This window comes from Bosea sp. F3-2 (genome assembly GCF_008253865.1).
Lineage (GTDB): Bacteria > Pseudomonadota > Alphaproteobacteria > Rhizobiales > Beijerinckiaceae > Allobosea.
Window position 1 is genome coordinate 3,991,654 of record NZ_CP042331.1, and the last position, 22,587, is coordinate 4,014,240.

General features: G+C 67.0%; 23 protein-coding genes and 1 riboswitch. Of the genes, 11 read left to right on the forward strand and 12 right to left on the reverse strand.

Features of this window, described 5'->3' with window-relative positions; all coding sequences use genetic code 11:
* The first annotated feature begins 87 nt into the window (after positions 1–87).
* Positions 88–723 carry a glutathione S-transferase family protein gene (locus FQV39_RS18305; RefSeq protein WP_149131592.1) on the forward strand — a complete coding sequence of 212 codons (636 nt, stop codon included), beginning with the start codon at positions 88–90 and terminating at the stop codon, positions 721–723.
* Between the two features lie 140 nt (positions 724–863).
* A complete protein-coding gene (locus FQV39_RS18310; protein WP_349238555.1) occupies positions 864–2,102 on the forward strand; it encodes a multidrug effflux MFS transporter in 1,239 nt (412 codons plus the stop codon).
* 138 nt (positions 2,103–2,240) lie between these two features.
* Here FQV39_RS18310 and FQV39_RS18315 read toward each other — a convergent pair whose 3' ends face one another.
* Positions 2,241–2,450: a cold-shock protein gene (locus tag FQV39_RS18315; RefSeq protein ID WP_149131593.1), complete on the reverse strand. Its 210-nt coding sequence runs from the start codon at positions 2,448–2,450 to the stop codon at positions 2,241–2,243.
* 282 nt (positions 2,451–2,732) lie between these two features.
* On the opposite strand from FQV39_RS18315, the gene FQV39_RS18320 reads away from it, so the two are divergent.
* Entirely contained in the window at positions 2,733–3,419 is a 687-nt protein-coding gene (locus FQV39_RS18320; protein WP_149131594.1) for a fumarylacetoacetate hydrolase family protein, read from the forward strand.
* A 126-nt stretch (positions 3,420–3,545) separates the two neighbouring features.
* Positions 3,546–4,475 (forward strand): dihydrodipicolinate synthase family protein, encoded by a 930-nt coding sequence (locus FQV39_RS18325; protein ID WP_149131595.1) that lies wholly within the window; start codon positions 3,546–3,548, stop codon positions 4,473–4,475.
* Positions 4,476–4,628: 153 nt separating this feature from the next.
* Here FQV39_RS18325 and FQV39_RS18330 read toward each other — a convergent pair whose 3' ends face one another.
* Both FQV39_RS18330 and FQV39_RS18335 read right to left on the reverse strand, forming a co-directional pair.
* Positions 4,629–5,123 carry a copper chaperone PCu(A)C gene (locus FQV39_RS18330; RefSeq protein WP_149131596.1) on the reverse strand — a complete coding sequence of 165 codons (495 nt, stop codon included), beginning with the start codon at positions 5,121–5,123 and terminating at the stop codon, positions 4,629–4,631.
* Positions 5,124–5,233: 110 nt separating this feature from the next.
* Positions 5,234–5,611: a hypothetical protein gene (locus FQV39_RS18335; protein WP_149131597.1), complete on the reverse strand. Its 378-nt coding sequence runs from the start codon at positions 5,609–5,611 to the stop codon at positions 5,234–5,236.
* Between the two features lie 419 nt (positions 5,612–6,030).
* On the opposite strand from FQV39_RS18335, the gene FQV39_RS18340 reads away from it, so the two are divergent.
* Genes FQV39_RS18340 through FQV39_RS18355 form a run of 5 tightly spaced genes read left to right on the forward strand, consistent with a single transcriptional unit; the run spans position 6,031 to position 9,067 of the window.
* Complete coding sequence (locus FQV39_RS18340) at positions 6,031–6,279, forward strand: hypothetical protein (protein ID WP_149131598.1); 249 nt, start codon at positions 6,031–6,033, stop codon at positions 6,277–6,279.
* Between the two features lie 7 nt (positions 6,280–6,286).
* Positions 6,287–6,460 (forward strand): hypothetical protein, encoded by a 174-nt coding sequence (locus FQV39_RS33210; RefSeq protein WP_187639980.1) that lies wholly within the window; start codon positions 6,287–6,289, stop codon positions 6,458–6,460.
* A gap of 7 nt (positions 6,461–6,467) precedes the next feature.
* Positions 6,468–7,574 carry a methionine ABC transporter ATP-binding protein gene (locus FQV39_RS18345; protein ID WP_149133917.1) on the forward strand — a complete coding sequence of 369 codons (1,107 nt, stop codon included), beginning with the start codon at positions 6,468–6,470 and terminating at the stop codon, positions 7,572–7,574.
* Positions 7,564–8,229: a methionine ABC transporter permease gene (locus FQV39_RS18350; protein WP_149131599.1), complete on the forward strand. Its 666-nt coding sequence runs from the start codon at positions 7,564–7,566 to the stop codon at positions 8,227–8,229. The genes FQV39_RS18345 and FQV39_RS18350 overlap by 11 nt, the downstream gene beginning before the upstream one ends.
* A 37-nt stretch (positions 8,230–8,266) precedes the next feature.
* The gene (locus tag FQV39_RS18355; protein ID WP_149131600.1) at positions 8,267–9,067 is read left to right on the forward strand and encodes a MetQ/NlpA family ABC transporter substrate-binding protein; all 801 of its coding nucleotides are present in this window, start codon (positions 8,267–8,269) and stop codon (positions 9,065–9,067) included.
* Between the two features lie 239 nt (positions 9,068–9,306).
* Here FQV39_RS18355 and FQV39_RS18360 read toward each other — a convergent pair whose 3' ends face one another.
* Both FQV39_RS18360 and FQV39_RS18365 read right to left on the reverse strand, forming a co-directional pair.
* Entirely contained in the window at positions 9,307–11,508 is a 2,202-nt protein-coding gene (locus FQV39_RS18360) for an esterase-like activity of phytase family protein (protein WP_149131601.1), read from the reverse strand.
* 68 nt (positions 11,509–11,576) lie between these two features.
* Positions 11,577–12,011 (reverse strand): hypothetical protein, encoded by a 435-nt coding sequence (locus tag FQV39_RS18365; protein ID WP_149131602.1) that lies wholly within the window; start codon positions 12,009–12,011, stop codon positions 11,577–11,579.
* Positions 12,012–12,140: 129 nt separating this feature from the next.
* Between FQV39_RS18365 and FQV39_RS18370 the strand changes: the two genes are divergently transcribed.
* Positions 12,141–12,962: a helix-turn-helix domain-containing protein gene (locus FQV39_RS18370; protein ID WP_149133918.1), complete on the forward strand. Its 822-nt coding sequence runs from the start codon at positions 12,141–12,143 to the stop codon at positions 12,960–12,962.
* A gap of 78 nt (positions 12,963–13,040) precedes the next feature.
* On the opposite strand, the gene dnaJ is transcribed toward FQV39_RS18370, so the two are convergent.
* Both dnaJ and dnaK read right to left on the reverse strand, forming a co-directional pair.
* Positions 13,041–14,174 carry a molecular chaperone DnaJ gene (dnaJ, locus tag FQV39_RS18375; RefSeq protein WP_149131603.1) on the reverse strand — a complete coding sequence of 378 codons (1,134 nt, stop codon included), beginning with the start codon at positions 14,172–14,174 and terminating at the stop codon, positions 13,041–13,043.
* Positions 14,175–14,329: 155 nt separating this feature from the next.
* Positions 14,330–16,243, reverse strand: a complete 1,914-nt coding sequence (gene dnaK / locus FQV39_RS18380) for a molecular chaperone DnaK (RefSeq protein WP_149131604.1) — start codon at positions 16,241–16,243, stop codon at positions 14,330–14,332.
* A 319-nt stretch (positions 16,244–16,562) separates the two neighbouring features.
* On the opposite strand from dnaK, the gene FQV39_RS18385 reads away from it, so the two are divergent.
* Positions 16,563–17,444 (forward strand): hypothetical protein, encoded by an 882-nt coding sequence (locus FQV39_RS18385; protein ID WP_149131605.1) that lies wholly within the window; start codon positions 16,563–16,565, stop codon positions 17,442–17,444.
* 321 nt (positions 17,445–17,765) lie between these two features.
* Here FQV39_RS18385 and FQV39_RS18390 read toward each other — a convergent pair whose 3' ends face one another.
* The 5 genes from FQV39_RS18390 to FQV39_RS34225 all read right to left on the reverse strand — a co-directional run bounded on the left by FQV39_RS18390 (position 17,766) and on the right by FQV39_RS34225 (position 22,336).
* On the reverse strand, positions 17,766–18,497 hold the full coding sequence (locus FQV39_RS18390) for a hydroxyethylthiazole kinase (RefSeq protein ID WP_149131606.1): 732 nt from the start codon (positions 18,495–18,497) through the stop codon (positions 17,766–17,768).
* A gap of 5 nt (positions 18,498–18,502) precedes the next feature.
* Positions 18,503–20,380, reverse strand: a complete 1,878-nt coding sequence (gene thiC / locus FQV39_RS18395; RefSeq protein WP_149131607.1) for a phosphomethylpyrimidine synthase ThiC — start codon at positions 20,378–20,380, stop codon at positions 18,503–18,505.
* 79 nt (positions 20,381–20,459) lie between these two features.
* A riboswitch (TPP riboswitch) is annotated at positions 20,460–20,564 on the reverse strand.
* 60 nt (positions 20,565–20,624) lie between these two features.
* Positions 20,625–20,822, reverse strand: coding sequence for a hypothetical protein (locus FQV39_RS18400; protein WP_149131608.1), 198 nt, complete (start codon positions 20,820–20,822; stop codon positions 20,625–20,627).
* Between the two features lie 44 nt (positions 20,823–20,866).
* The gene (locus tag FQV39_RS18405; RefSeq protein WP_149131609.1) at positions 20,867–21,151 is read right to left on the reverse strand and encodes a hypothetical protein; all 285 of its coding nucleotides are present in this window, start codon (positions 21,149–21,151) and stop codon (positions 20,867–20,869) included.
* A 111-nt stretch (positions 21,152–21,262) separates the two neighbouring features.
* Positions 21,263–22,336, reverse strand: coding sequence for an OmpA family protein (locus tag FQV39_RS34225; RefSeq protein WP_349238556.1), 1,074 nt, complete (start codon positions 22,334–22,336; stop codon positions 21,263–21,265).
* Between the last annotated feature and the right edge of the window lie 251 nt (positions 22,337–22,587).

Here is a 22,587-nt window from a genome sequence, read left to right on the forward strand (position 1 = left end):
AACCGGCGTCGTCAGGCGATGGCTCCTGACAGTATCACGACAGCGCCGCAGGATAGAGCAACACCGGACATCAAGGAGGCACCAGCCATGACGGACGAACTCGTGCTGTACACGAATCCCATGTCGCGCGGCCGGATCGCGCGCTGGATGATGGAAGAGGTCGGCCAACCCTACCGGGCCGAGATCCTCGGCTTCGGCGCACCGATGAAGAGCGCGCCATACAAGGCGCTCAACCCGATGGGGAAAGTGCCGACGCTGGTTCATGGCGATACCGTCGTCACCGAATGCGCCGCGATCTGCGCCTATCTCGCCGATGCCTTTCCGCAGGTCGGGCTGGCGCCGGAGCCGACCAGCCGGCTGCGCGGCCCCTACTATCGCTGGCTGTTTTTCGCTGCGGGCCCGGTCGAGGCCGCCGTCAGCAACAAGGCTTTCGGCCTTGAGGTGCCACCGGATCGGGCCCGCGCGATCGGCTATGGGACCTATGCGGACGTGATGGACGCGCTCGAACAGGCCGTCAGCCAAGGGCCGTATCTGCTCGGCGACCGCTTCAGCGCCGCCGACGTTTATGTCGGCGCGCAGATCCTATGGGGCCTGCAGTTCGGCACGATCGAGAAGCGACCGGCCTTCGAGGCCTATGGCGCCAGACTGGCGGGCAGGCCGGCCGCGAGGCGCGCCAACGAAATCGACAACGCGCTGATGGCCGAGATGCAGAAAGCCGGCTGAGGCGGGAAACGCGCCCGGCGCATGGCGCATGGCCGGCAAGGCGGGTTGCCGGCCCCTGCCGGCAGGTCTAATGCTGCCGCCCAATCATTGCCTGCCGCTGCCGTCCGCTCGCAGCCGCCGGGCCAGCTTTCGCGATCGTCATGAACGACATGTCCGCCATCGCCCGGCCGCGCCACGGCATGGGCTTCTACCCCTTCGTGGGCCTCACCGCCGCGCTGATGGCGACGAACGCGCTGGCCATCGACTCCATGCTGCCGGCCTTGCCGCAAATGGCCGAGGCGCTTGGCATTGCCGAGGCCAACCAGCGACAGTGGATCATCACGGCCTATCTGCTCGGCTTCGGCGTCTCGCAGATCTTCTACGGCACGATTTCGGACCGCTACGGACGCCGGCCGGTGCTGCTCACCGGCCTGATCGTCTACGTCATCGCCAGCATCGCCGCCGCCTTCGCCGGCTCGTTCGAGGCGATGATGGCGGCGCGCGTGCTGCAGGGTGTCGGCGCGGCGGCGACGCGCGTGCTCGTCGTCTCGATCGTCCGCGACTGCTATTCGGGGCGCGACATGGCGCGCGTCATGTCGCTCGCCATGATCGTCTTCCTGGCCGTGCCGATCCTGGCGCCGTCCATCGGCCAAGCGATCCTGTGGGTTGCGCCCTGGCGCTGGATCTTCGGCGTACTGACTGCCTTCGGCGCTGCCGTGCTGATCTGGGTGACGATCAAGCTGCCCGAGACGCAGCATCCGGAAGACCGCAAGCCGATCGAGCTCCGGAGTGTCGCCGCCGCCTTCCGCACCACGCTGACGAGCCGCATCGGCGTTGGCTACATGCTGGCGATGGCCTTCGTGCTCGGCGGGCTGTTCGGCTTCATCAATTCGGCGCAGCAGGTCTTCGTCGACGTCTTCCGCACACCGGAGCTGTTCACCACCATCTTTGCGCTGATCGCGATGTTCATGGCGGCGTCCTCGCTGTTGAACTCGCGCATCGTCGGCCGGCTCGGCATGCGCCGGGTCTCGCATGCCGCGCTCTTGGGCTACATCGCGCTGACCGGCGCGCACGCGCTCGTCGCCCTTGCGGGCCACGAGTCGCTGTGGAGCTTCGCGATCCTGCAGGGCGGAGCGATGTTCTGCTTCGGCCTGATCGGCCCGAATTTCGGCGCCTTGGCGATGGAGCCGCTCGGCCATGTCGCGGGGACGGCATCCTCGGTCCAGGGCTTCGTCACCACGGTGATCGGCGCGCTTCTGGGCTTCTATATCGGCCAGCATTTCAACGGCACGGTCATCCCGCTGACGCTGGGCTTCGCGCTCTGCGGCATCGCCGCGCTCGTCGTCGTGCTGATCGTGGAAAAGGGCCGGCTGTTCCATCCGGCGCCAGGCCGCGCCTGAGCCGGCTGAGCCTTTCGTTTCCGCCGCCCCTGGCGACGGGCATGCCTGGAATTCGCTTCGTTCCGCGCGCGGATGAAGGATATTCGCCGTGGCCCGGGAAAAGCGCCGCCTTTCGCCTTCCCGTTGTCGCGTGCCGTCCTACGCGACCTTGAGATTCACCGCGGCGCTCTTGCCGGTCTTGCGATCGGGCTCGAGATCGTAGCTGACCTTCTGGCCCTCGTTCAGGCCACGCAGCCCGGCGCGCGTCACCGCACTGACGTGTACGAAGATGTCGCCGCCGCCCTCGTCGGGCGTGATGAAGCCGTAGCCCTTGGTCTCGTTGAACCACTTCACGGTTCCCGTACTCACTTGCCGTTCCTTCCATAAGGCTTGCCGGACCCGCCCGGCACGGCACTGTAGGAGGCAAATCGCGGTGGTTGCAACGCCGCGCCGCACAAACTCTCCCGCGCATGCGAAGACCGGGCCGCAATGCCGTCTGCGCAGGCCCGATGACGACGCAATCCGCTTGCGGTCGGCGCGCAGCTCCCGCATGAACGGCGCAAGCAAGCGCTCGAGCATTGCGAAAAAAAGTGGGTACCGGTTTTTTGCCGTAGCAATGCTCTGAACTTTGAGAACCGAGGGATCTGCCCGATGAGCAACTATGTGATCGATCCGCCGGCCGTCGTGGCCGTTCCGGTCGTGGGAGGCGGTTCCTTCCCGGTGCGGCGCGTCTTCTGCGTCGGCCGCAACTACGCCGAGCACACCCGCGAAATGGGGGGAGACCCTGATCGCGAGGAGCCGTTCTTCTTCACCAAGCCGGCCGATGCGCTGCTGATCAACGGCGCCGACATGCCCTATCCGACGAAGACCAAGGATCTCCATCACGAGATGGAACTGGTCGTCGCGATCGGCACCGGCGGCAGGGACATCCCTGAATCCGAGGCGCTCGCCCATGTCTACGGCTATGCGGCCGGGCTCGACATGACCCGCCGCGACCTGCAGGCCGCCGCCAAGAAGGCCGGGCGCCCCTGGGATATGTCGAAGGGCTTCGACCTCTCCGGGCCGATCGGCGAGATCGTGCCGGCAAGCCAGGCCGGCCATCCGAGCGCCGGCAAGATCGAGCTCACCGTCAACGGCGTCGTGCGCCAGAGCTCCGACCTCGCCAAGCAGATCTGGAACGTCGAGGAGACGATCGCCTATCTCTCCGGCCTGGTCGAACTCAGGCCCGGCGACCTGATCTTCACCGGTACGCCGGAAGGCGTCGCCGCCGTCGGCAAGGGCGACGTGCTCGAAGGCGAGATCGCCGGCGTCGGCACCGTCCGCACCCGCATCGTCTGAGGCGTCATTCTCGGGCTTGAGCCCTGAGAATCTCATGACCAGCCCGCTGGTTTCCGAGATGGTCGGGTCAAGCCCGACCATGACGGGCTTCCAGCCTTCCTTCTTTACGAGACTGAGAGCAGCATCATGCGCCTGACTTCCGACGCCAGCGGCGTCTTCCCGATCGCGCCGACGCCGTTCAACCCGGACGGCAGCATCGACTGGACCTCGGCCGACCGTCTCTTCGAGTTCTATCGCGGCATCGGCTCAGACGGCGTCACCGTGCTCGGTATCATGGGCGAGGCACCCAAGCTCGAGCCCGAGGAGTCGGTCGGCCTCGTCAAGCGCGCGGTCGCAAAGATGGGCGGGAAGCCGATCATCGTCGGCGTCTCCGCGCCCGGCTTCGCGGCGATGCGATCGCTTGCCCGGCAGGTGATGGATCTCGGCGCCGGCGGCGTGATGATCGCTCCGCCCCCATCCTTGCGCACCGACGATCAGATCACCGGCTACTATGCCCAGGCGGTCGAGGCCATCGGCACCGACATCTCCTTCGTCATCCAGGACTATCCGCTGACGCTCTCGGTGGTGATGACGCCGGCGGTGATCCGCAAGATCGTCCAGGACAACCCGTCCTGCGTGATGCTGAAGCATGAGGACTGGCCGGGGCTGGAAAAGATCTCGACGCTGCGCAAGTTCCAGGCGGAAGGCTCGCTGCGGCCGATCTCGATCCTGACCGGCAATGGCGGGCTCTTCCTCGATTTCGAGATGGAGCGCGGCGCCGACGGTGCCAACACCGGCTACGCCTTCCCGGAGCTGCTGATCGACGTGGTCAAACTGCAGAAGGCGGGCCAGCGCGATGCGGCGCATGACATCTTCGACGCGCATCTGCCGCTGCTGCGCTACGAGCAGCAGCAGGGCGTCGGCCTCGCCGTGCGCAAATACACGCTGATGAAGCGCGGCATCCTCACGCACGACGCCCAGCGCAAGCCGGGCGCGAGCTTAAGCGCGGCCGCCAAGACCGAGGTCGATTACCTGCTGGCGCGGCTCGCGAAGCACGACCCGCGCGCGAAGGTCTGAAGCCGCAACCTCCCCCCTCTCCCCTTGTGGGAGAGGGCTGGGGTGAGGGGTCGCGCCGCCTTCTCCGGAAACTCGAGAGACCCCTCATCCGTCAGCGCTCCGCGCTGCCACCTTCTCCCGCAAGGGGAGAAGGGAAGGGCCGTAGCGCCCGGCTCAGTGGCCCTTGTGCTCGCCTTCGCCGCTCTTGGTGGCGTCACCCTTGGCGGCAATCGAATCCACCTTGAACTCGACATCGACGGTGCCGGCCTTCTCGAAGGTCAGCGTGCCCTTCATCATCTCGCCTTGCTGCAGCGGCTGCTTCAGCTCCATGAACATGATGTGGTAGCCGCCGGGCTTGAACTCTATCTTGGCGCCAGCCGGAACCTCCACGCCCTGCTCCAGCGGGCGCATGGTCATGACGCCGTCCTTCACCGCCATTTCGTGGATCTCGGCGCGGGCGGCGAAGGGAACGGAGATCGAGACCAGCCGATCGGGCGTGGTTCCCGTATTCTCGATGCTGAGATAGCCGCCGCCGACCTTGGCGCCGGCCGGGGTGGCGCGCGACCAGGGATGGCCGATCTTGAGCGGGCCGACCTGGAAGCCATGGGCAGCCGCGACAGTGGCCGAGAGCGCGAGCACGATTGCGGCGAGCGGATAAGAAAGCTTCATGATTGATGTCCTGAACGACGGGACCGCTGACGCAGTCTCAAGAGGGAGTGCCGCCGCCCCATGCCGAGGCGGGCAGGCCGGAATTCGATGCGAATGGACAGGCGGAGGTTTCAGCCGGCCGGCGGAGCGCGCGATTGCGCGAGACCGGTTGCGAACCTATGCGGCAGCCCCTCGGCCAGCGGCACAGGCGAAGTCAGGCGGACGGCGAGCCGCGCCGGCGCGGGCGTATCCTCGACCGGAGGGCCAGCAAGGATGGGGTTGAGCGGACAGCCCTTGCAATGGGTGAGATCGCCAAGCGGGACCGGCTGGCCGTCATCCGGGACCGGCGCGCCCGAGCAGAGCACGACGCCGTCATGGCCGCTCAGGGTCGCCAGGGCCGGAGCCGGAGCAAGCGCCAGGGCCAGCACGCAAAGCGCGTAGGCGACCGCGAGCCAGACTCCGAGGTCGGAGCGGCGAAGGCGATCGAGAAGGGCGGCGCGAGCCAGCATGGCCGCAGATGGCGCCGCTTCCCGTGCCACGTCAAGGCCCGCAATGCCGCATCCTTGCCGGAGCGCAAAGAGCGTCGCGGAGAATATTATTCTCCGGCTTTTGGTTTCTTTAAAAGAACGAACCGGTTGACAAAGAGGACGAACCCCGCCAGATTGCAGACCGTTCCCAGAGCGATCCGGGCACCGCGGAGATTTGAGCGAGCAGCTTGCGCCGCGTCACCAAACGCTAAAGCGCCACGACTGGGTCGTGGGCTCCAGAGAGAGGAGACTGACATGACCGTTGCGAAAGCAAGCCGAAGCCGACCGCGCTTCCGCCCCATCTTCTGCTGTTGTCGACGCTGAGATCGCAAGGGCCGCAAGGCCGTTTCCACTCGATCGTTTCGACGAACACGCCGCAAGATGCGGCAAAAGGCAGAGCCATGTCCCAGCTTCAATTCGTTTCCAGCCGGCCTCGTCCGGCGCTGCAAGCCTATGTCATCGAAATCGGCGAGGCTCAGATCGGCCTCGTCAGCCGCCGCCCTGACGAGCGCGACTTCACCTTCATCGCCGCCTCCTCGGCCTTCCGGTCCCTGGACGGGCAGCGTTTCGCCACGCCCGGCGCGGCAGAAAGCGCCGCGCGCCGGCTCGCCCGGCCGCGCCGCCACAACGCGCTTCGCCTGGCTTCGTGAGGCCGTGATGCAAATCCTGTCATCACTCTGGAACGCCACCACGGCCTGGTTCAACCGGGCCGTGCCGGCCGCCTTCGACCCGCTCGACGCCGCAGGTGCGGACGACCGGCGCCGCTCGATCCACGACGTGACCATGGAACAGCTCGGCATCGCCCACTGGTCCTGCCACACCCATTTCTGAGGACATGATGAACGCCCCCGTCAGCCCCGGCGCATTGAGCGCCGGCGCCTTGCCCATCGCCATTGCCGAACCTGTCATCCGCTTCGAGCAGGTCGGCAAGACCTTTGCGGCGCGCAGCGGCCAGCAGGCCGTGAGCGCGCTCGCCGGCATCGATCTCGACGTGCCGGCCGGCAGCATCCTCGGCGTGATCGGCCGCTCCGGCGCCGGCAAGTCGACGCTGATCCGCCTCGTCAACGGGCTGGAGCGCGCCACGGCTGGCCGAATCCTGATCGAAGGCAAGGAGGTCACGAAGCTGACCGAGGCCGGCTGGCGGGCGCAGCGGCGCCGCATCGGCATGATCTTCCAGCACTTCAACCTGCTGTCGTCACGCACGGTCTTCGACAATGTCGCGCTGCCGCTGGAGATCGCCGGCACGCCGCGTGCGGAGATCACCGCCAAGGTCGAGCGGCTGCTCAAGCTCGTCGGCCTTGCCGACAAGAGCGAGCGCTATCCGGCGGAGCTCTCGGGCGGGCAGAAGCAGCGCGTCGGCATCGCCCGCGCGCTTGCCACCGATCCCAAGGTTCTGCTCTGCGACGAGGCGACCTCGGCGCTCGATCCGGAGACGACGCGCTCGATCCTGGCGCTGCTGCGCCAAGTCAATCGCGAGCTCGGCATCACCATCCTGCTGATCACCCACGAGATCCCCGTCATCAAGGAAATCTGCGACCGCGTCGCGGTGATCGAGGGTGGGCGGATCGTCGAGCAGGGCGAAACCTTCTCCGTCTTCACCAACCCCCAGCACCCGACCACCGCGCGCTTCGTCGAGGCGGTGACCGGCGTCGAGGTGCCCGAGCATCTGGCCCACCGCATCCGCACGCAGGCCCGACCGGGCGACAACCTCGTGCTGCGCATCACCTTCGTCGGAGAGAACGCCACCGCCCCGGTGATCAGCCGGCTGAGCGCGGTCGTCGGCGTCGACGTCAACATTCTGGCCGGGCGGATCGACGCCATCGCCGGCCAGCCCTTCGGCAGCCTGCTCGTCTCGGTGCCCTCGCGCGCGCCGGAAAGCGAAGCCGTGCTCGGCGCCCTGAAGAGCCTTGGACTCAAGGCGGAGGTCATCGGCCATGTCTCCTGAACTCATCCGCCTGATCTGGCAGTCGACGCTCGATACCCTCGCCATGGTGGCCGTCTCGGCCGGCATCGGCACGCTGCTCGGGCTCCCGCTCGGCGTCTTCCTCGCCACCAGCAAGCGCGGCGAGCTCTTCGCGGCGCCGGCGGCCAACGCCCTGCTCGGCGTGCTGGTCAACGCGACCCGCTCGACGCCCTTCATCATCCTCGTCGTCGCGATCATCCCGTTCACGCGACTGCTCGCCGGCACCTCGATCGGCACTGCGGCCGCGATCGTGCCGCTGACTGTGGCGGCGACGCCCTTCATCGCGCGGCTGATCGAAGGTGCGGTGCGCGAGGTCGACCAGGGCCTGGTCGAGGCCGCCCGCGCCATGGGGGCGACGCCCGTCCAGATCGTGCGCAAGGTACTGGTCCCAGAGGCGCTGCCAGCCATCGTGCTCGGCCTCACCCTCGCGGTGGTCAGCCTGATCGGCTTCTCGGCCATGGTCGGCGCGGTCGGCGGCGGCGGGCTCGGCGACCTCGGCATCCGCTACGGCTACCAACGCTTCATGCCCGACGTGATGGCGACGGTCGTCGCCGTGCTCATCGTCCTCGTCCAGCTCGTGCAGAGCTTCGGCGACCGCCTGGCGCGCCGCCTCAACAAGCGCCTGCGCCACGCCTGATCAATTCATCCGCTTCACACCGAAGGAAACCACGATCATGACGATCTCTTTCACCCGCCGCGCTGCGATTGCCGCCGGCTTCTCCCTCGCTCTCGCCGCCGGCCCGGCGCTGGCCCAGCAGAATCAGGTCGTGCGCATCGGCGTTTCGCCCGGCCCGCATGCCGAAATCCTCGAAAAGGTGAAGCCGCTCATCGCCAAGAAGGGTATCGACCTCAAGATCATCGAGTTCTCCGACTATGTCGTGCCGAACCAGGCGCTCGACGCCGGCGAGCTGGAGGCGAACTCCTTCCAGAACCAGCCCTATCTCGACAATCAGGTGAAGGACCGCGGCTTCAAGATCGAGAGCGTCGGTCTGACCGTGAACTTCCCGCTCGGCATCTATTCGTCCAAGTACAAGAACTGGTCCGAGGTGCCGGACGGCTCGACCGTCGCGATCCAGAACGACCCGACGAATGGCGGCCGCTCTCTGCTACTGCTGCAGGACAAGGGCATTATCAAGCTGAAGGACGGCGTCGGCTTCAAGCCGACCGTGGCCGACATCACGGCCAACCCGAAGAAACTCAAGATCATCGAGATCGAGGCCGCCCAGACGCCACGCTCGCTCGCCGACGTCGCCGCCGCCGCGATCAACACCAACTACGCTGTCGATGCCAAGATCGACCCGGCCTCGGCGATCCTGCGCGAGGACGCCAAGGGTCCCTATGTCAACCTGATCGCGGTCCGCACCGCCGACAAGGACAAGCCCTGGGTCAAGACGCTGGTCGAAAGCTACCACACGCCCGAGATCAAGGCCTTCGTCGCCGAGCGCTTCAAGGGCGCCGTGCTCGCCGGCTGGTAACCCCGTCTCCTCCCCACCTGGCTTCTTTCATGAGCCAGGCGCCTTGCCCCGGATGCACCGCATCCGGGGCTTTTTGTTGCAGCTCCGGATCGTGCAGTCTTTTGACGAAAACACGCCGTCATTCCGGGCTTGACCCGGAATCCATCGTAAAGCTCTGAGCCCTTCGATGGATTCCGGATCGTCGCCGCTAACGCGGCTTGTCCGGAATGACGGCGTGTTTCTATGCGAGAGGGCTGATCCTAGCGCGGCAGCGGGCCGAAGGCAAAGAACTGGGTCTCGCCGGAGGAATCATCGACACCGTCATTATCGGTGACGACGAAGAGATGGCCGGCCTTGTCGACCGCCATGCCCTCGACCTTGTCGAGGCCATAGCCACCGGCCTTCATCAGATCGGGGGTCAGGTCGTGCAGCAGGGTCTTCGCGACGGTCGGGATCTCGGCTGCGCCGATGGCCACGGGCTTCAAGCCCTTCACCGAGAAGGTCTGGAGCGTCTTCACCGCCTTGGCACCGAGGCCATTGTCGCGCTCGATCACGGCAAAGCGGTCATCGCCGAGAGCAACCAGCTCCGAGAGGCCCATCCAGAAGCCCGCAGCCGGCTGGGACAGCGGGTAGTGCAGCACGCCCCATTCCTTGGTTGCCGGCTTGTAGGAGAGGATCTTGGTCTTGCCCTTCGGATCGTCCTTCCACTCGCGCTGGACGGCGATCCAGACGGTCTCCTCAGTGCCCGTGCCGGTCACAGCGACGCCCTCGAAACCGAAGCGGACAGCATGCTTCGCAAGCGCCTCCGGCAGGACGATCTCCTCCTCGACCTCGCCCTTGGCCGAGACGCGCAGGAGGATGTCTGCGAGCGGCGCGTCCTTCTTCTCGGGATTGCCCTCGGAAGCCAGCCAAAAGCCGCCGCCCTCGCGGGTCGCGATGCCTTCGAGATCATAGGAGGCGGGCTTGCCGTCCTTGGTCACGGTGAGCGCACCGGTGATGCGGGCGGGCTTCTGCGTCGCGTCGATCTGCAGGATGCGCGACGGCGCATAGGCGCTGTCGGTGATCGAGAAGAGCTTGCCGGGTGCCGTGCGGTCCGCGGCGAGGCCGGAGAGCGCGCCCCAGCCGATCGGCAGGCCGTTCTCGTTCTCGGACTGGATCGTCGGATAGGCGGCGGCCTGCTCGGCGCGGCGATAGATCGTCACGGCCGAACGCGCACCACCCTTCTCGCCGACATCGGTTTCCGAGGCGGAAACGAAGAGGTCGCGCTGCGGGATGGCGAGCAGCCCTTCCGGGCCGATGCCGGTCGGAAGCGCCTGCAGATAGCGCGGCGCCTTGCCCGGGCCCTCGTCCTTGTAGACCAGCACCAGCGAGGCGCGCTCCAGCCCGACGAAGATCAGCCGATCATTGCCGTAGGTCGCGACCTCGATGCCCTCGGGCTCGCTGCCCTTCGCACCCGAGCGCTTCTCGGGATAGTGGCCGAGGCACATGGCGAGGTGGTCGACATCCGAGCCGGAATCGAACTCGACCGTGCCATCCTTGCGGAAGATCGAGAAGCCGCGCGAGCCGCCCTTCCAGTCGCCCTCATTGGCGGTGACGAAGCGGTCGTTGTCGAGCCAGCGCACGGCGTCCGGCTCGCGCGCGACGCCCTTCAGCTCCTCGGTCGGGCTGATCTTGCCGTCGCGGGTCTTGTCGATGTTCTTCAGATCGACGCTGCCGGCCGAGAAATGGGTCACCACCTTGCCGGTCTTCGAATCGACGATGACGAGATGGTTGTTCTCCTGCACCGTCACCACGACGAGGCCGTCCTGATTGACGTCGACGAATTCGGGCTCCGGATCGGTCGGCTCGACGGCGGCGAGGCCGGTCAAATCGACGACCTGGCGGGTGGCGCAGTCGATGGCGCCGTCCTTGATGCCGATCAGGGCGAGGTTGCCGGCGGGAAGCTGCGGCAGGGCGCCCTTGTTGAGCTTCTCGTCGCGCTCGTTCTCGATGGCGATCGCGATCTTGCCCTTGTCCTTGGTCAGCGTCACCGAGTCGGGCTGGCCGCCGAGATCGCACTTTGCCACGACCTGCCTGGTCTTGAGGTCGACGGTGGCAAGATGGCCGGCCGGCTCTTTGAAGTTGTCGCCGGAGGTGACAACGGCGACGAAGGCCTTGTCGCCGAGGATGGTCACGGAGGTGGATTCGCCTTCGAGCGGCACGAAGCCGGCAGGCTTCGGGTTGGCCGGATCGGCGATGTCTATGATGCCGAGCGCCTTCTGCTCGGCATCGGTGTAGGCGAGCAGGGTGCCGTCGCCATTGGCCGCGATGATCTCGGAGACCGTCTTCTTCGCGGGATCGCGGTCGGCCGGCAGGTTTTGCGGCACGGAGAAGGTGGCGACCCGGTAGAACATTGGCTCCGCGCCGGCCGTGCCGGCGAGGAGGAGGGAGGCGAGAGCCGCGAGGACGAGAGGCTGGCGCATGGAACGGACCCGCTGACGGAAAAGGATATCCGCGGCTAGAGAGCCCATGCGACAGCTGCGTGACAATCTCAGCGCAGGCTCGCCCCATCGGCATCGAGCGCCATGTCCGCCTGCGCTGGCGAACGCCGGAAGCCGATCACTTCCAGCTCGGTGACAACGGCGACGGCCGCGGCCTGGGCGAGCACGAAGGCGATGCCGAGCCCGGTCGGCGTGAACCAGCCCATCAGCAGGATGGCGATACTGTCGACGATCCAGAGCAGGTTGACGCCGATAACGGCGTAGATGGCGAGGCGGGGCAGAACCCTGCGGCTGGCGAAGAAGCCGAGCAGCGCCGCGCAAGGCAGGAGCACGATGCCCGCGCCGCGCAGGAACGCCTCCGGCAAGCCAAACGGCGTAGCGAGCGGCCCGGCAGCCGTGGCGAGCAGCAGACCCATGCCGGCACAGGCGGCGGCATCGAGGGTAAGCGCATTGCGCAGCAGGGGCGAAGACTGGATAAGCGACATGGCATTCTCCTTCCGGATCTTGGGCGGAAAGCCCGCTTCGATGCCGGGAATGCTGCCGGGTTCGGAACCGGGCGTCGATTAAGCGGGAGGTAATTGGAACGGCCCGCCGGGATCGCTAGCTTGCCCGCCATGACCACACATCACGCCCCCTCTTTCGGCATATTGCTGCGCGACTGGCGGCAGCTACGCCGCTTCAGCCAGCTCGATCTCGCGCTCGAGGCCGAGATCTCGCAGAAGCATCTGAGCTTCATCGAAAGCGGCCGCTCGCGCCCCAGCCGCGAGATGGTTCTGCTGCTCGCCGAGCACCTCACGGTGCCGCTGCGCGAGCGCAACGCCCTGCTGCTCGCCGCCGGCCATGCGCCGATCTACCTGGAGCGCCCGCTCGAAGACCCGGCGCTGAAGGCGGCCCGGAGCGCGATCGACCTGATCCTCAGAGGTCACGAGCCCTACCCGGCGCTCGCCGTCGACCGGCACTGGACGCTTCTCGCCGCCAACGCCGCGGTGACCCGGCTGCTCGGCCTCGTCGCCGATGCGGAGCTGCTACAGCCACCCGTCAATGTGCTGCGCCTCTCGCTGCACCCGGATGGGCTCGCGCCCTTCATCGTGAATTTCAGCGAATGGCGCGCCCATCTGCTCGCCCGGCTGCGCCAGCAGGTTCGCGCGACGGCCGACGGCACGCTCGGCGCTCTGTTGAACGAGCTTTCCGACTATCCGCAGCCGGACGGGGCTGGAAAGGAACGCCATGATGCCGAGGTGGAAGCCGGCATCGTCGTGCCGATGCAGCTTCGGCTGGGCGAGACGGTCTTGTCGCTGATCTCGACGACGACGGTGTTCGGCACGCCAGTCGACATCACGCTGTCGGAGCTTGCGCTGGAGACCTTCTTCCCAGCCGACACCGCCACCGCGGAAACCCTGCACGCGCTCGCCGCAGGCGGCAGCGGGACGGCGTGATCCCCCTAGGCCATCCTGCCGCTATCAACGCAAAAGGCCGCCGAAAGGCGGCCTTTTTTAAATCTACCTCGCAGCAGCTCAGGCGGTGCCGCCAAGCCCGCCGAGGAAATCCTTGACGCGGCCGAAGAAGCCCGCGGTCTCGGGATGGTTGTTGTGCGAGCTCTCCCGCTCAAACTCCTCGAGCAGTTCGCGCTGGCGCGCCGTCAGCTTCTGCGGCGTCTCGACCACGACCTGGATGTAGAGATCGCCGACGTCGCGCGAGCGCAGCACGCTCATGCCCTTGCCTTTCAGGCGGAACTGCTTGCCGGTCTGGGTGCCTTCCGGGATCTTCACCCGCGCCTGCTCGCCCGAGAGCGTCGGCACCTCGATCTCGCCGCCGAGCGCGGCCGAGACCAGCCCGATCGGCACGCGGCAGAACAGGTCCGCGCCGTCGCGCTGGAAGATCGCGTGCGGCTTGATCGAAAGGAAGATGTAGAGATCGCCCGCAGGCCCGCCGCGCAGGCCCGCCTCGCCTTCGCCGGCAAGGCGGATGCGCGTGCCGTCCTCGACGCCGGCCGGAATGTTGACCGAGAGGGTGCGCTCGCGCGTGACGCGGCCGGCGCCCTGGCAGTTCTTGCAGGGGTCGTCGATGATCTCGCCGCGGCCGGAACAGGTCGGGCAGGTGCGCTCGACCGAGAAGAAGCCCTGATTGGCGCGGACGCGGCCATGGCCGCCGCAGGTCGGGCACTGCCGCGACTTCGAGCCGGGCTTGGCGCCGGTTCCCGAGCAGGCCTCGCAGGAGACCGAGGTCGGCACGCGGATCGAGGCGTTCTTGCCGGTGAAGGCTTCTTCCAGACCGATCTCGAGATTGTAGCGCAGATCGGCGCCGCGCTCGCGGCCATTGGCGCTGCGCGGGCCGCCCCGCCTCGCATCGCCGAAGAAGGAATCGAAGATGTCCGACATGAAGTCGGAGAAATCGGCGTTGCCGCCTGGACCGCCGCCGCCATTCTCGAAGGCCTGATGGCCGAAGCGGTCATAGGCCGCCCGCTTCTGGCCGTCGGAGAGAACCTGGTAGGCCTCGTTGATTTCCTTGAACTTGATCTCGGCTTCCTTGTCGCCGGGATTCTTGTCCGGGTGATGCTGCATCGCGAGCTTGCGGAAGGAGCCCTTGAGCTCGACGTCCGTCACGGTCCGGCTGACGCCGAGGATCTCGTAGTAGTCTCGCTTCGACATCGAAACGTCTGCCCCTTGCCTTTGACGCGTCACGGCCGGGCTCGGCGGCCCGGCCATGCGCGACAGGCGTTGTCCATCCTGCCTTCACGCCGCCCCGGAACGAGATGGCCGGGTCTTGGCCCGGCCATCCTATCGCGCTCCGCGACGAGCGCGAGTTACGCGCTCTTCTTCTTGTCGTCCGAGACGTCCTTGAAGTCGGCGTCGATGACGTCGTCCTTCTTGGCTTCCTCGGTCTTTTCGCCTTCGGCGGCACCAGCCTCGGCCTGGCTGGCGGCATACATCGCCTCTCCGAGTTTCATCGAAGCCTGCATCAGCTCGTTGGTGCGAGCCTGGATGGCTTCGGCGTCCTCGCCGGTGAGCACGGTCTTGAGCGACTCCACCGCGGTCTCGATCGCCGACTTGTCGGCCTCGGAGACCTTGTCGCCATAGTCCTTCAGCGACTTCTCGGTCGAGTGAACGAGGCTCTCGCCCTGGTTCCTGGCCTCGACCAGCTCGCGGCGCTTCTTGTCCTCGGCGGCGTTCGCCTCGGCATCCTTCACCATCTTCTGGATGTCGGCCTCGCTGAGACCGCCCGAAGCCTGGATCTTGATCTGCTGCTCCTTGTTGGTGGCCTTGTCCTTCGCCGTCACGGAAACGATGCCGTTGGCGTCGATGTCGAAGGTCACCTCGATCTGCGGCATGCCGCGCGGGGCCGGCGGAATGCCCATCAGGTCGAACTGGCCGAGCAGCTTGTTGTCGGCCGCCATCTCGCGCTCGCCCTGGAAGACCCGGATCGTCACCGCGTTCTGGTTGTCCTCGGCGGTGGAGAAGACCTGGCTCTTCTTGGTCGGGATCGTGGTGTTGCGGTCAATAAGACGCGTAAAGACACCACCCAGCGTCTCGATGCCGAGCGAGAGCGGGGTCACGTCGAGCAGCAGCACGTCCTTGACGTCGCCCTGCAGCACGCCGGCCTGGATCGCCGCGCCGATAGCGACGACCTCGTCAGGATTGACACCCTTGTGCGGCTCCTTGCCGAAGAACTGCTTCACAACCTCCTGGACCTTCGGCATGCGGGTCATGCCGCCGACGAGGACGACCTCGTCGATCTGACCCGCCGAGAGGCCGGCATCCTTGAGCGCCTTCTTGCAGGGATCGATGGTGCGCTGGATCAGATCGTCGACCAGGCTCTCGAACTTGGCGCGCGACAGCTTGATGGCGAGGTGCTTCGGACCCGACGCATCCGCCGTGATGTAGGGCAGGTTGATCTCGGTCTGGGCGGCGCTCGACAACTCGATCTTGGCCTTCTCGGCCGCTTCCTTCAGGCGCTGAAGAGCGAGCTTGTCCTTCTTCAGGTCGATGCCCTGCTCGCGCTTGAACTCGTCCGCCAGGTACTCGACCAGGCGCATGTCGAAGTCCTCGCCGCCGAGGAAGGTGTCGCCGTTGGTCGACTTCACCTCGAAGACGCCGTCGCCGATCTCGAGGATCGAGACGTCGAAGGTGCCGCCGCCGAGGTCATAGACCGCGATGGTACCCGAGGACTTCTTGTCGAGGCCGTAGGCCAGCGCAGCCGCGGTCGGCTCGTTGATGATGCGCAGCACCTCGAGGCCGGCGATACGGCCGGCATCCTTCGTCGCCTGGCGCTGGGCGTCGTTGAAATAGGCAGGAACCGTGATGACGGCCTGGGTGACGGGCTGGCCGAGATAGGCCTCCGCCGTCTCCTTCATCTTGGTGAGCGTGAAGGCCGAAATCTGCGACGGCGAATATTCCTTGCCGTCGGCGGACACCCAGGCGTCCCCGTTCGAGGCCTTGACGATCTTGTAGGGGACCAGCTTGAGGTCCTTCTGCGTCATCGGATCCTCGAAGGTCCGGCCGATGAGGCGCTTGATCGCGAAGAAGGTGCGCTCCGGATTGGTGACGGCCTGGCGCTTCGCAGGCTGGCCGACAAGGCGCTCGCCGTCATCCGTGATGGCGACGATCGAGGGCGTGGTGCGCGCGCCCTCGGAATTCTCGATGACCTTCGGCGTGGTGCCTTCCATCACTGCAACGCAGCTGTTGGTCGTGCCGAGGTCGATACCGATGACTTTACCCATGGATGGGATCCCTTTCGATTGAGCAGATCGCCGACCCGCGACGCATTCCCGCCGCCTGCCGGCCCATGGACCGGGCCGCCCCCGCTTCAGCGGCGAACGAACCGGTATTCCACGTTTGACGGTGGTTAAACCGCCCCTTGGGCGCGTATATAGTGAGGGTGTTCCCGCCCTTGCAAGACAGGCGAGCCGATTAAGAATCGGGGATTGCGGGGTTTCGGGCTCGTCCGGCGCTTTCCGGCCGACTGTGTCCTTGCGGTCCTTGCGCCGGCTCGCGCGAACCTTCATGCAGGAAGGCCGTTCCGTTTGCGCATGGACAGCCATGAGCCGATCGACGCGCCTCGCCCTTGTTCTGGCGGCAATCTCGGCCGCGATGACGGCGCTTGCGCAGGCGCAACCCCTGCAATTGCCCGGCGCGCAGCCGTTCAATGCTCCCGGCACGCAGCAGGGCGCTCCCTCGCAGCCCGGCGCACCGGCTGCGCCGCGCCAGCCGAGCATGCCCGCGATCAAGATCCCGACCGAGGAGGGGATTCTCGGCAAGGCGCTGCACCGCAACGGCCATCATGGCGAGGCGACCTTCACGAAAACCGCCGGCGGCTTCGGGATGAAGCTCAATCTCGACGGCTTCCAGCCCGTCAATCTCGTCGAAGCCTGCTCCGTTTCCTTCGGCGATGCGCCCGTCCCGGTCACGGCGCTCGGACGCCCGACCGGCGTGCCGCGCTACCGGCTGGAGGCGCCGATCTGCCCGATCGTCTTCGACGTGCTCGACGGTGCCGTCCTCGTCGTCGAGCCGACCGAACCTTGCGTCGTCGAGGCGGCCCAGTGCCGGATCGATCCGCGTGGCCTGTGGGGGCCGGACGCACGGACGATCGCCGCGCAGGCCAAGGAGATCGAGCGGGCGCGCGGCGCCGCCGAACGCGCCGTCCGCGAGGGCTACCGGACCCTGACGGCCAAATCCGACGCCGTCGAGCAGCGCTCGATCGCCCGCGAGCAGGCGGGCTTCTCGTCCGAGCGCGAGACGATCTGCCGCGATTTCCAGCGCGAGGGCCAGATGGGCTTCTGCGCCGCCCGGATCACGGAGGCGCGCGCCGCCAGCCTGCGCGTGCGGCTCGGCCTCAGCACCGAGCCGAAGCCCGCCGCGAAGCCCAAGCCGCGCCCGGCAGCGCCGAAGCCGGCGCCACTCTCGCTCACCCCGACGCAGTAGCAGGGCCAGTACCCGCGGGAACCGCGAGTCATCCCGGGCGACCGAAGGGAGACCCGGGATCCATGCCTGAACCTTGGCCGGAAGCGCTCCGGCATGACTCCCGGATCGGCGCGGCTTCGCCGCCTGTGGGATGACGGCGCGAATTGAGCGCATGTTGTCCGAGCCCGTTTTGACATGATCGAGCCCTCATCCTGAGGAGCCATTCCGCGAGGAATGGCGTCTCGAAGGATGCTCCAGGAGGCTCAGGAGACATCTGGAGCATCCTTCGAGACGCGCCTAACGGCGCTCCTCAGGATGAGGGCTGACATTCCAAACTGATTCTCAGGCCATCCGCGCGCGCAGCGCCGCCTCGTCGAGCCCGGCGAGCGCATCGATCAGATGCATCGCGAAACTGCCGGGGCCGGCAGCGCGCTCGGCCGCGATCTCGCCGGCGATGCCATAAGCAGTGAGCGCCGCAGCGGCGGCGATCGCAGGGTCCGTTTCGACTGCCAGGCAGGCGGCGATCAGCGCGCTCGAAGCGCAGCCGAGTCCGGTGACTTTCGTCATCAGCTCATGGCCATGGCTAACGGTGACAACACGCCCATCGCCTTCAATGCGGTCGACCTTGCCGGTGGTCACGCGCAGGACGCCATTCGCCCCGCTCATGACGGGAGAGAGCGCCGCCATCTCGGTGGCATTGCCGCGCACAATGACGCCGGGCAGCCGCATCACGTCCTCGGCCAGCTGCAACCGAATCGACGACAGCTCGACGAAGACCGGATCGAGCACCAGCGGGATGCCGCGGTCCCGCGCCACGGCGAGGAGCTTCGGGATGGCGCGCTCGCCCTCCGGGCTGATCGTGCCGAGATTGATCAGGATTGCGCCTGCTCCCGCTGCGACAGCAGCAACCTCCTCCGGATGGCTTGCCATCGAGGGTACGGCTCCGAAGGCGAGCAGCATGTTGGCGGTGACGTTCTGTGCCACCGTATTGGTCAGGCAATGCACGCGCGGGCGACGCTCTGCCACCCGCGCGAGGATCGACGCGACCTGGGCCGCGTCGAGACTGTCGTTCATGCTGCTCATTCGGCCGCAGGTAGATAGATGCTGCCGCCCTTGTCGAGGAATTCCTTCGACTTGGCCGCCATGCCTTCTGCTGCCATCGCTTCAAGGTTGGCGCGCTCATTGTCGCTCATCGCCTGCACCTCGGCGCGCAGGTCCTGGGTGATCTTCATCGAGCAGAATTTCGGCCCGCACATCGAGCAGAAATGCGCGACCTTGTGGGCGTCCTTCGGCAGCGTCTCGTCGTGGAATTCGCGCGCCGTGTCGGGATCGAGCGCCAGGTTGAACTGATCCTCCCAGCGGAAGTCGAAACGGGCGCGGGAAAGCGCATCGTCGCGAATCTTCGCGGCAGGATGGCCCTTGGCGAGATCGGCCGCGTGGGCAGCGATGCGGTAGGTGATGACGCCGGTCTTCACATCGTCGCGGTTCGGCAGGCCGAGATGCTCCTTCGGCGTGACGTAGCAGAGCATGGCGCAGCCATACCAGCCGATCATCGCAGCCCCAATGCCCGAGGTGATGTGGTCATAGCCCGGCGCAATATCGGTGGTCAGCGGGCCGAGCGTGTAGAACGGGGCCTCGCCGCATTCGCGCAGCTGCTTGTCCATGTTCTCCTTGATCTTGTGCATCGGCACATGGCCGGGGCCCTCGATCATCACCTGGCAGCCCTTGTCCCAGGCGACCTTGGTGAGCTCGCCCAGCGTCTCAAGCTCGGCGAACTGGGCGCGGTCATTGGCGTCGGCGATCGAGCCGGGGCGCAGTCCGTCACCCAGCGAGAAGGAAACGTCGTATTTGCGCATGATGTCGCAAATCTCGTCGAAGCGCTCGTAGAGGAAGCTTTCCTTGTGATGCGCCAGGCACCAGCGCGCCATGATCGAGCCGCCGCGCGAGACGATGCCGGTGACCCGCGATGCAGTCAGCGGGACATAAGGAAGCCTCACGCCGGCATGGATGGTGAAATAGTCGACGCCCTGCTCGGCCTGCTCGATCAGCGTATCCTTGAAGACCTCCCAGTCGAGCTTGATCGGATCGCCGCCGACCTTTTCCAGCGCCTGGTAGATGGGCACGGTGCCGATCGGCACCGGCGAGTTGCGCAGGATCCAGGAGCGGATGTTGTGGATGTTGCGGCCGGTGGAGAGGTCCATGACCGTGTCGGCGCCCCAGCGGATCGCCCAGACCAGCTTCTCGACCTCTTCGGCGGCGCCGGAAGTCACGGCCGAATTGCCGATATTGGCGTTGATCTTGACCAGGAAATTGCGGCCGATCGCCATCGGCTCGAGTTCGGGATGGTTGATGTTGGCCGGGATGATGGCGCGCCCACGCGCGATCTCGTCGCGGACGAATTCGGGCGTCACGAATTCCGGCACAGCGGCGCCGAAGCTCTCACCGTCGGCATGGCGCTCGCGGGCGCCTTCGAGCATCGCGGCGCGGCCGAGATTCTCGCGATGCGCGACATAGATCATCTCGGGCGTGATGATGCCGGCCTTCGCGAACTCGTATTGCGTCGCCATCTGGCCCGGCTTCGCCTCGAGGATCGGGCGCTGCGCCGGGCAGGCGGGCACGAGATGTTCTTCGCCGATATGGCCGTTATCGGCCGCCGTGACGGCGCGGCCGGGCACGGTCTGGAAGCCGCGGGCGTCGAGCCAGGCGCGGCGCGGCTGAACCAGGCCGGCATTGAGGTCGATCTTGGCGTCGGTTTCGGTATAGGGGCCGGAGGGATCGTAGATGCGCACCGGCGGCTCGGCATCGGTCGTCAGCACGACCTCGCGAAAGGGCACGCGCATCTCGGGATGATCGGGCGCAGCGACATAGATCTTGCGCGAGCCGATGATCGGGCCCGTCGTCACGCTTTGCGGCGCGGCCTTGACACTGTTCTTCTGGGGCTTGGTGTGGGCATTCATGAGGATCTCCTCCTTGGTTCAGGTCAGGAGATCCGGGCTTGAAAGCGGTCCAGTCGCTGTCTGCGGGCAAGATTTGAGCCTTGCGATCGCGTTCCAGTCCCTCCGCCGGTATGACCCGGATCAGGTTCGACGGGTTCGGCTTCGAAAGCCATCTCAGCCCTTGCGGGCACCCCTCGGAACAGCGGCGAGGTTAGGCGTAGCGCGGCCACTTGGCAACGGGCGATCGGAAGGGGGGAAGAAGCCTTCAGGCGGAGCGATCGACGAGGCCGCCCTGACCGGCCGGAAGGCTCGCCCTGGTCTGCTCGACGCTTTGCTGGAGCATGGTGACGAGGCTTTGCTCGGCCTGCGCATTCTGCCTGAGCATCTCGACGGACAGCGCCTGCTGCGTCGAGGCGGCCTGCATCGTGACGATACTTTTGGCAAGGGAGACGGCGTCGCTCATGCGGGCGACGCTAGTGTGCCGGCCTTGCCAAACCCTGAACGGCCTCAGGGCCTGATGATCGAGGGCACCGGGCGCGGCATCGGCGGGTCGCGACTGGGCTGCGGCGGGCCAGCCTGTGCCCTGTCGTCGCGCTGCCCACGCCCCTCGGCACGTGGCGGCGTGGCCCGCTCCCCGGCCGGCGGACGCGCGGACTCATCGGCACGTGGCGCCGTCGGCACGCCGGGGGCACGCTGTTTCACGGCAGGAGGCGCATTCTGAGCCCAGGTCGGAAACGGCGCGAACGAACCTGCAAGCACCAATCCCGCCATCGCCAGAGCGGAAATCTTCATGGCGGCATCTCCCATCAGCGATTCCTCCGGAAGAGGAACCGCTATGGGCGCGCGGGGTTCCCCGCACGCAGCGAAGAACGGGGCCGCCCATGGAGCAGCCCCGTCCGAGGGTCAGCGGTTCTGGCCGGTCAGCAGCGGCGTGATGCGCCGCAGCGTCACGCGCCGGTTCTCGTGGGAAGCCTCCTGCGTCTGAATCTTCAGATACTGCTCGCCATAGCCCTGGGTCGTCAGGTTCTCCGGCGGGATCTGGAAGTCGCGCGTCAGGATCTCGGCGACCGACTGGGCCCGGCGATCCGAAAGCGAGAGATTGTCGACATCGGGACCGACGGCGTCGGTATGCCCCTCGACGAGGAACACCTCGTTGGGCGAGCTCTGCAGGGCGCGCTTGACCGAATCCGCGATCACGGCCAGACGCCGCCCCTGATCCGGCGAAACCTGCCAGGAACCGGTGTCGAAGTTGATCGTGTCGATATCGACGCTGCGCATGCGGGCGCGCAGATCCGGCGAGTAGCGGACCTCGTCCAGCGTATAGCGACGCGGTATCGCGGCGATCGGCGGCGCCATGATCGTCTCGTAGATCAGCGCCTCGTCGGCCTGATCCGCATCGACGATATAGCGCTCGCGCGGGATCGGCAGCGGCGGCGGCGGCAGGATCACGACATCATCGGCGAAGCGCCCAGGGCGATCGCGCAGAGTATTGTCGATGATCACCACCTCCCGGTCATCGCGATCGATACGGGTGCGGCGGATCAGCCGGCCCTCCTGATCGGTGACGGTAACGATGCGCGTGCCGTCGGGTCGCTCGAACACGGTCCGCATCTCGCCGTCGCGGCGCTCGGAGCGCCCTTGCCAGCCGAGATCGCGGAAGCGCTGATCCTCATCCTGGCGGATGATGGCACGGCCGTCGTCGTCGCGGATGATGGTGCGGCCGGGCTCGCGGATGACGGTGACATCACCCTCGCGCCGCTCCTCGCGCCGCGCCCGAATGTCGTCGAAGCGCTGCGCTCCCTGAACGGCCATGATGCCACCGATCGCACCGACGCCGAGACCGATCGCGCCGGCCACACCCGGCGAGATGCCGCCGCGCCGGCCTTCGCGCTGCGGCGGCTGGCTGGGGAAGGCTCCGCCGGCCGGAGGCTGTGCCGGAGCCACGCCGGGCTGGGTCGGCGCGACACCGGGTTGCACCGGAGCTGACGTGCCGGGGGCGGCTGCCGGAGGCGCGCCCGGAGCGGGGCGTGCCGGCTGAGCGGGCGCCACTCCTGCAGGCGGCGTGCCCGGGGCTGGAGCTGGAGAGGCGGCGCCGGGTTGGGCCGGAGCCGGAGCGATCGGGGCCGTGGCCGGAGGCGTAGCGGGACGCGGCGCCTGTGTCGGAACTGCGCCAGCAGGCGGAGTTGGCGCTATAGCGCCCGGTTGAGCCGGAGCGGCCGGAGCGCCGG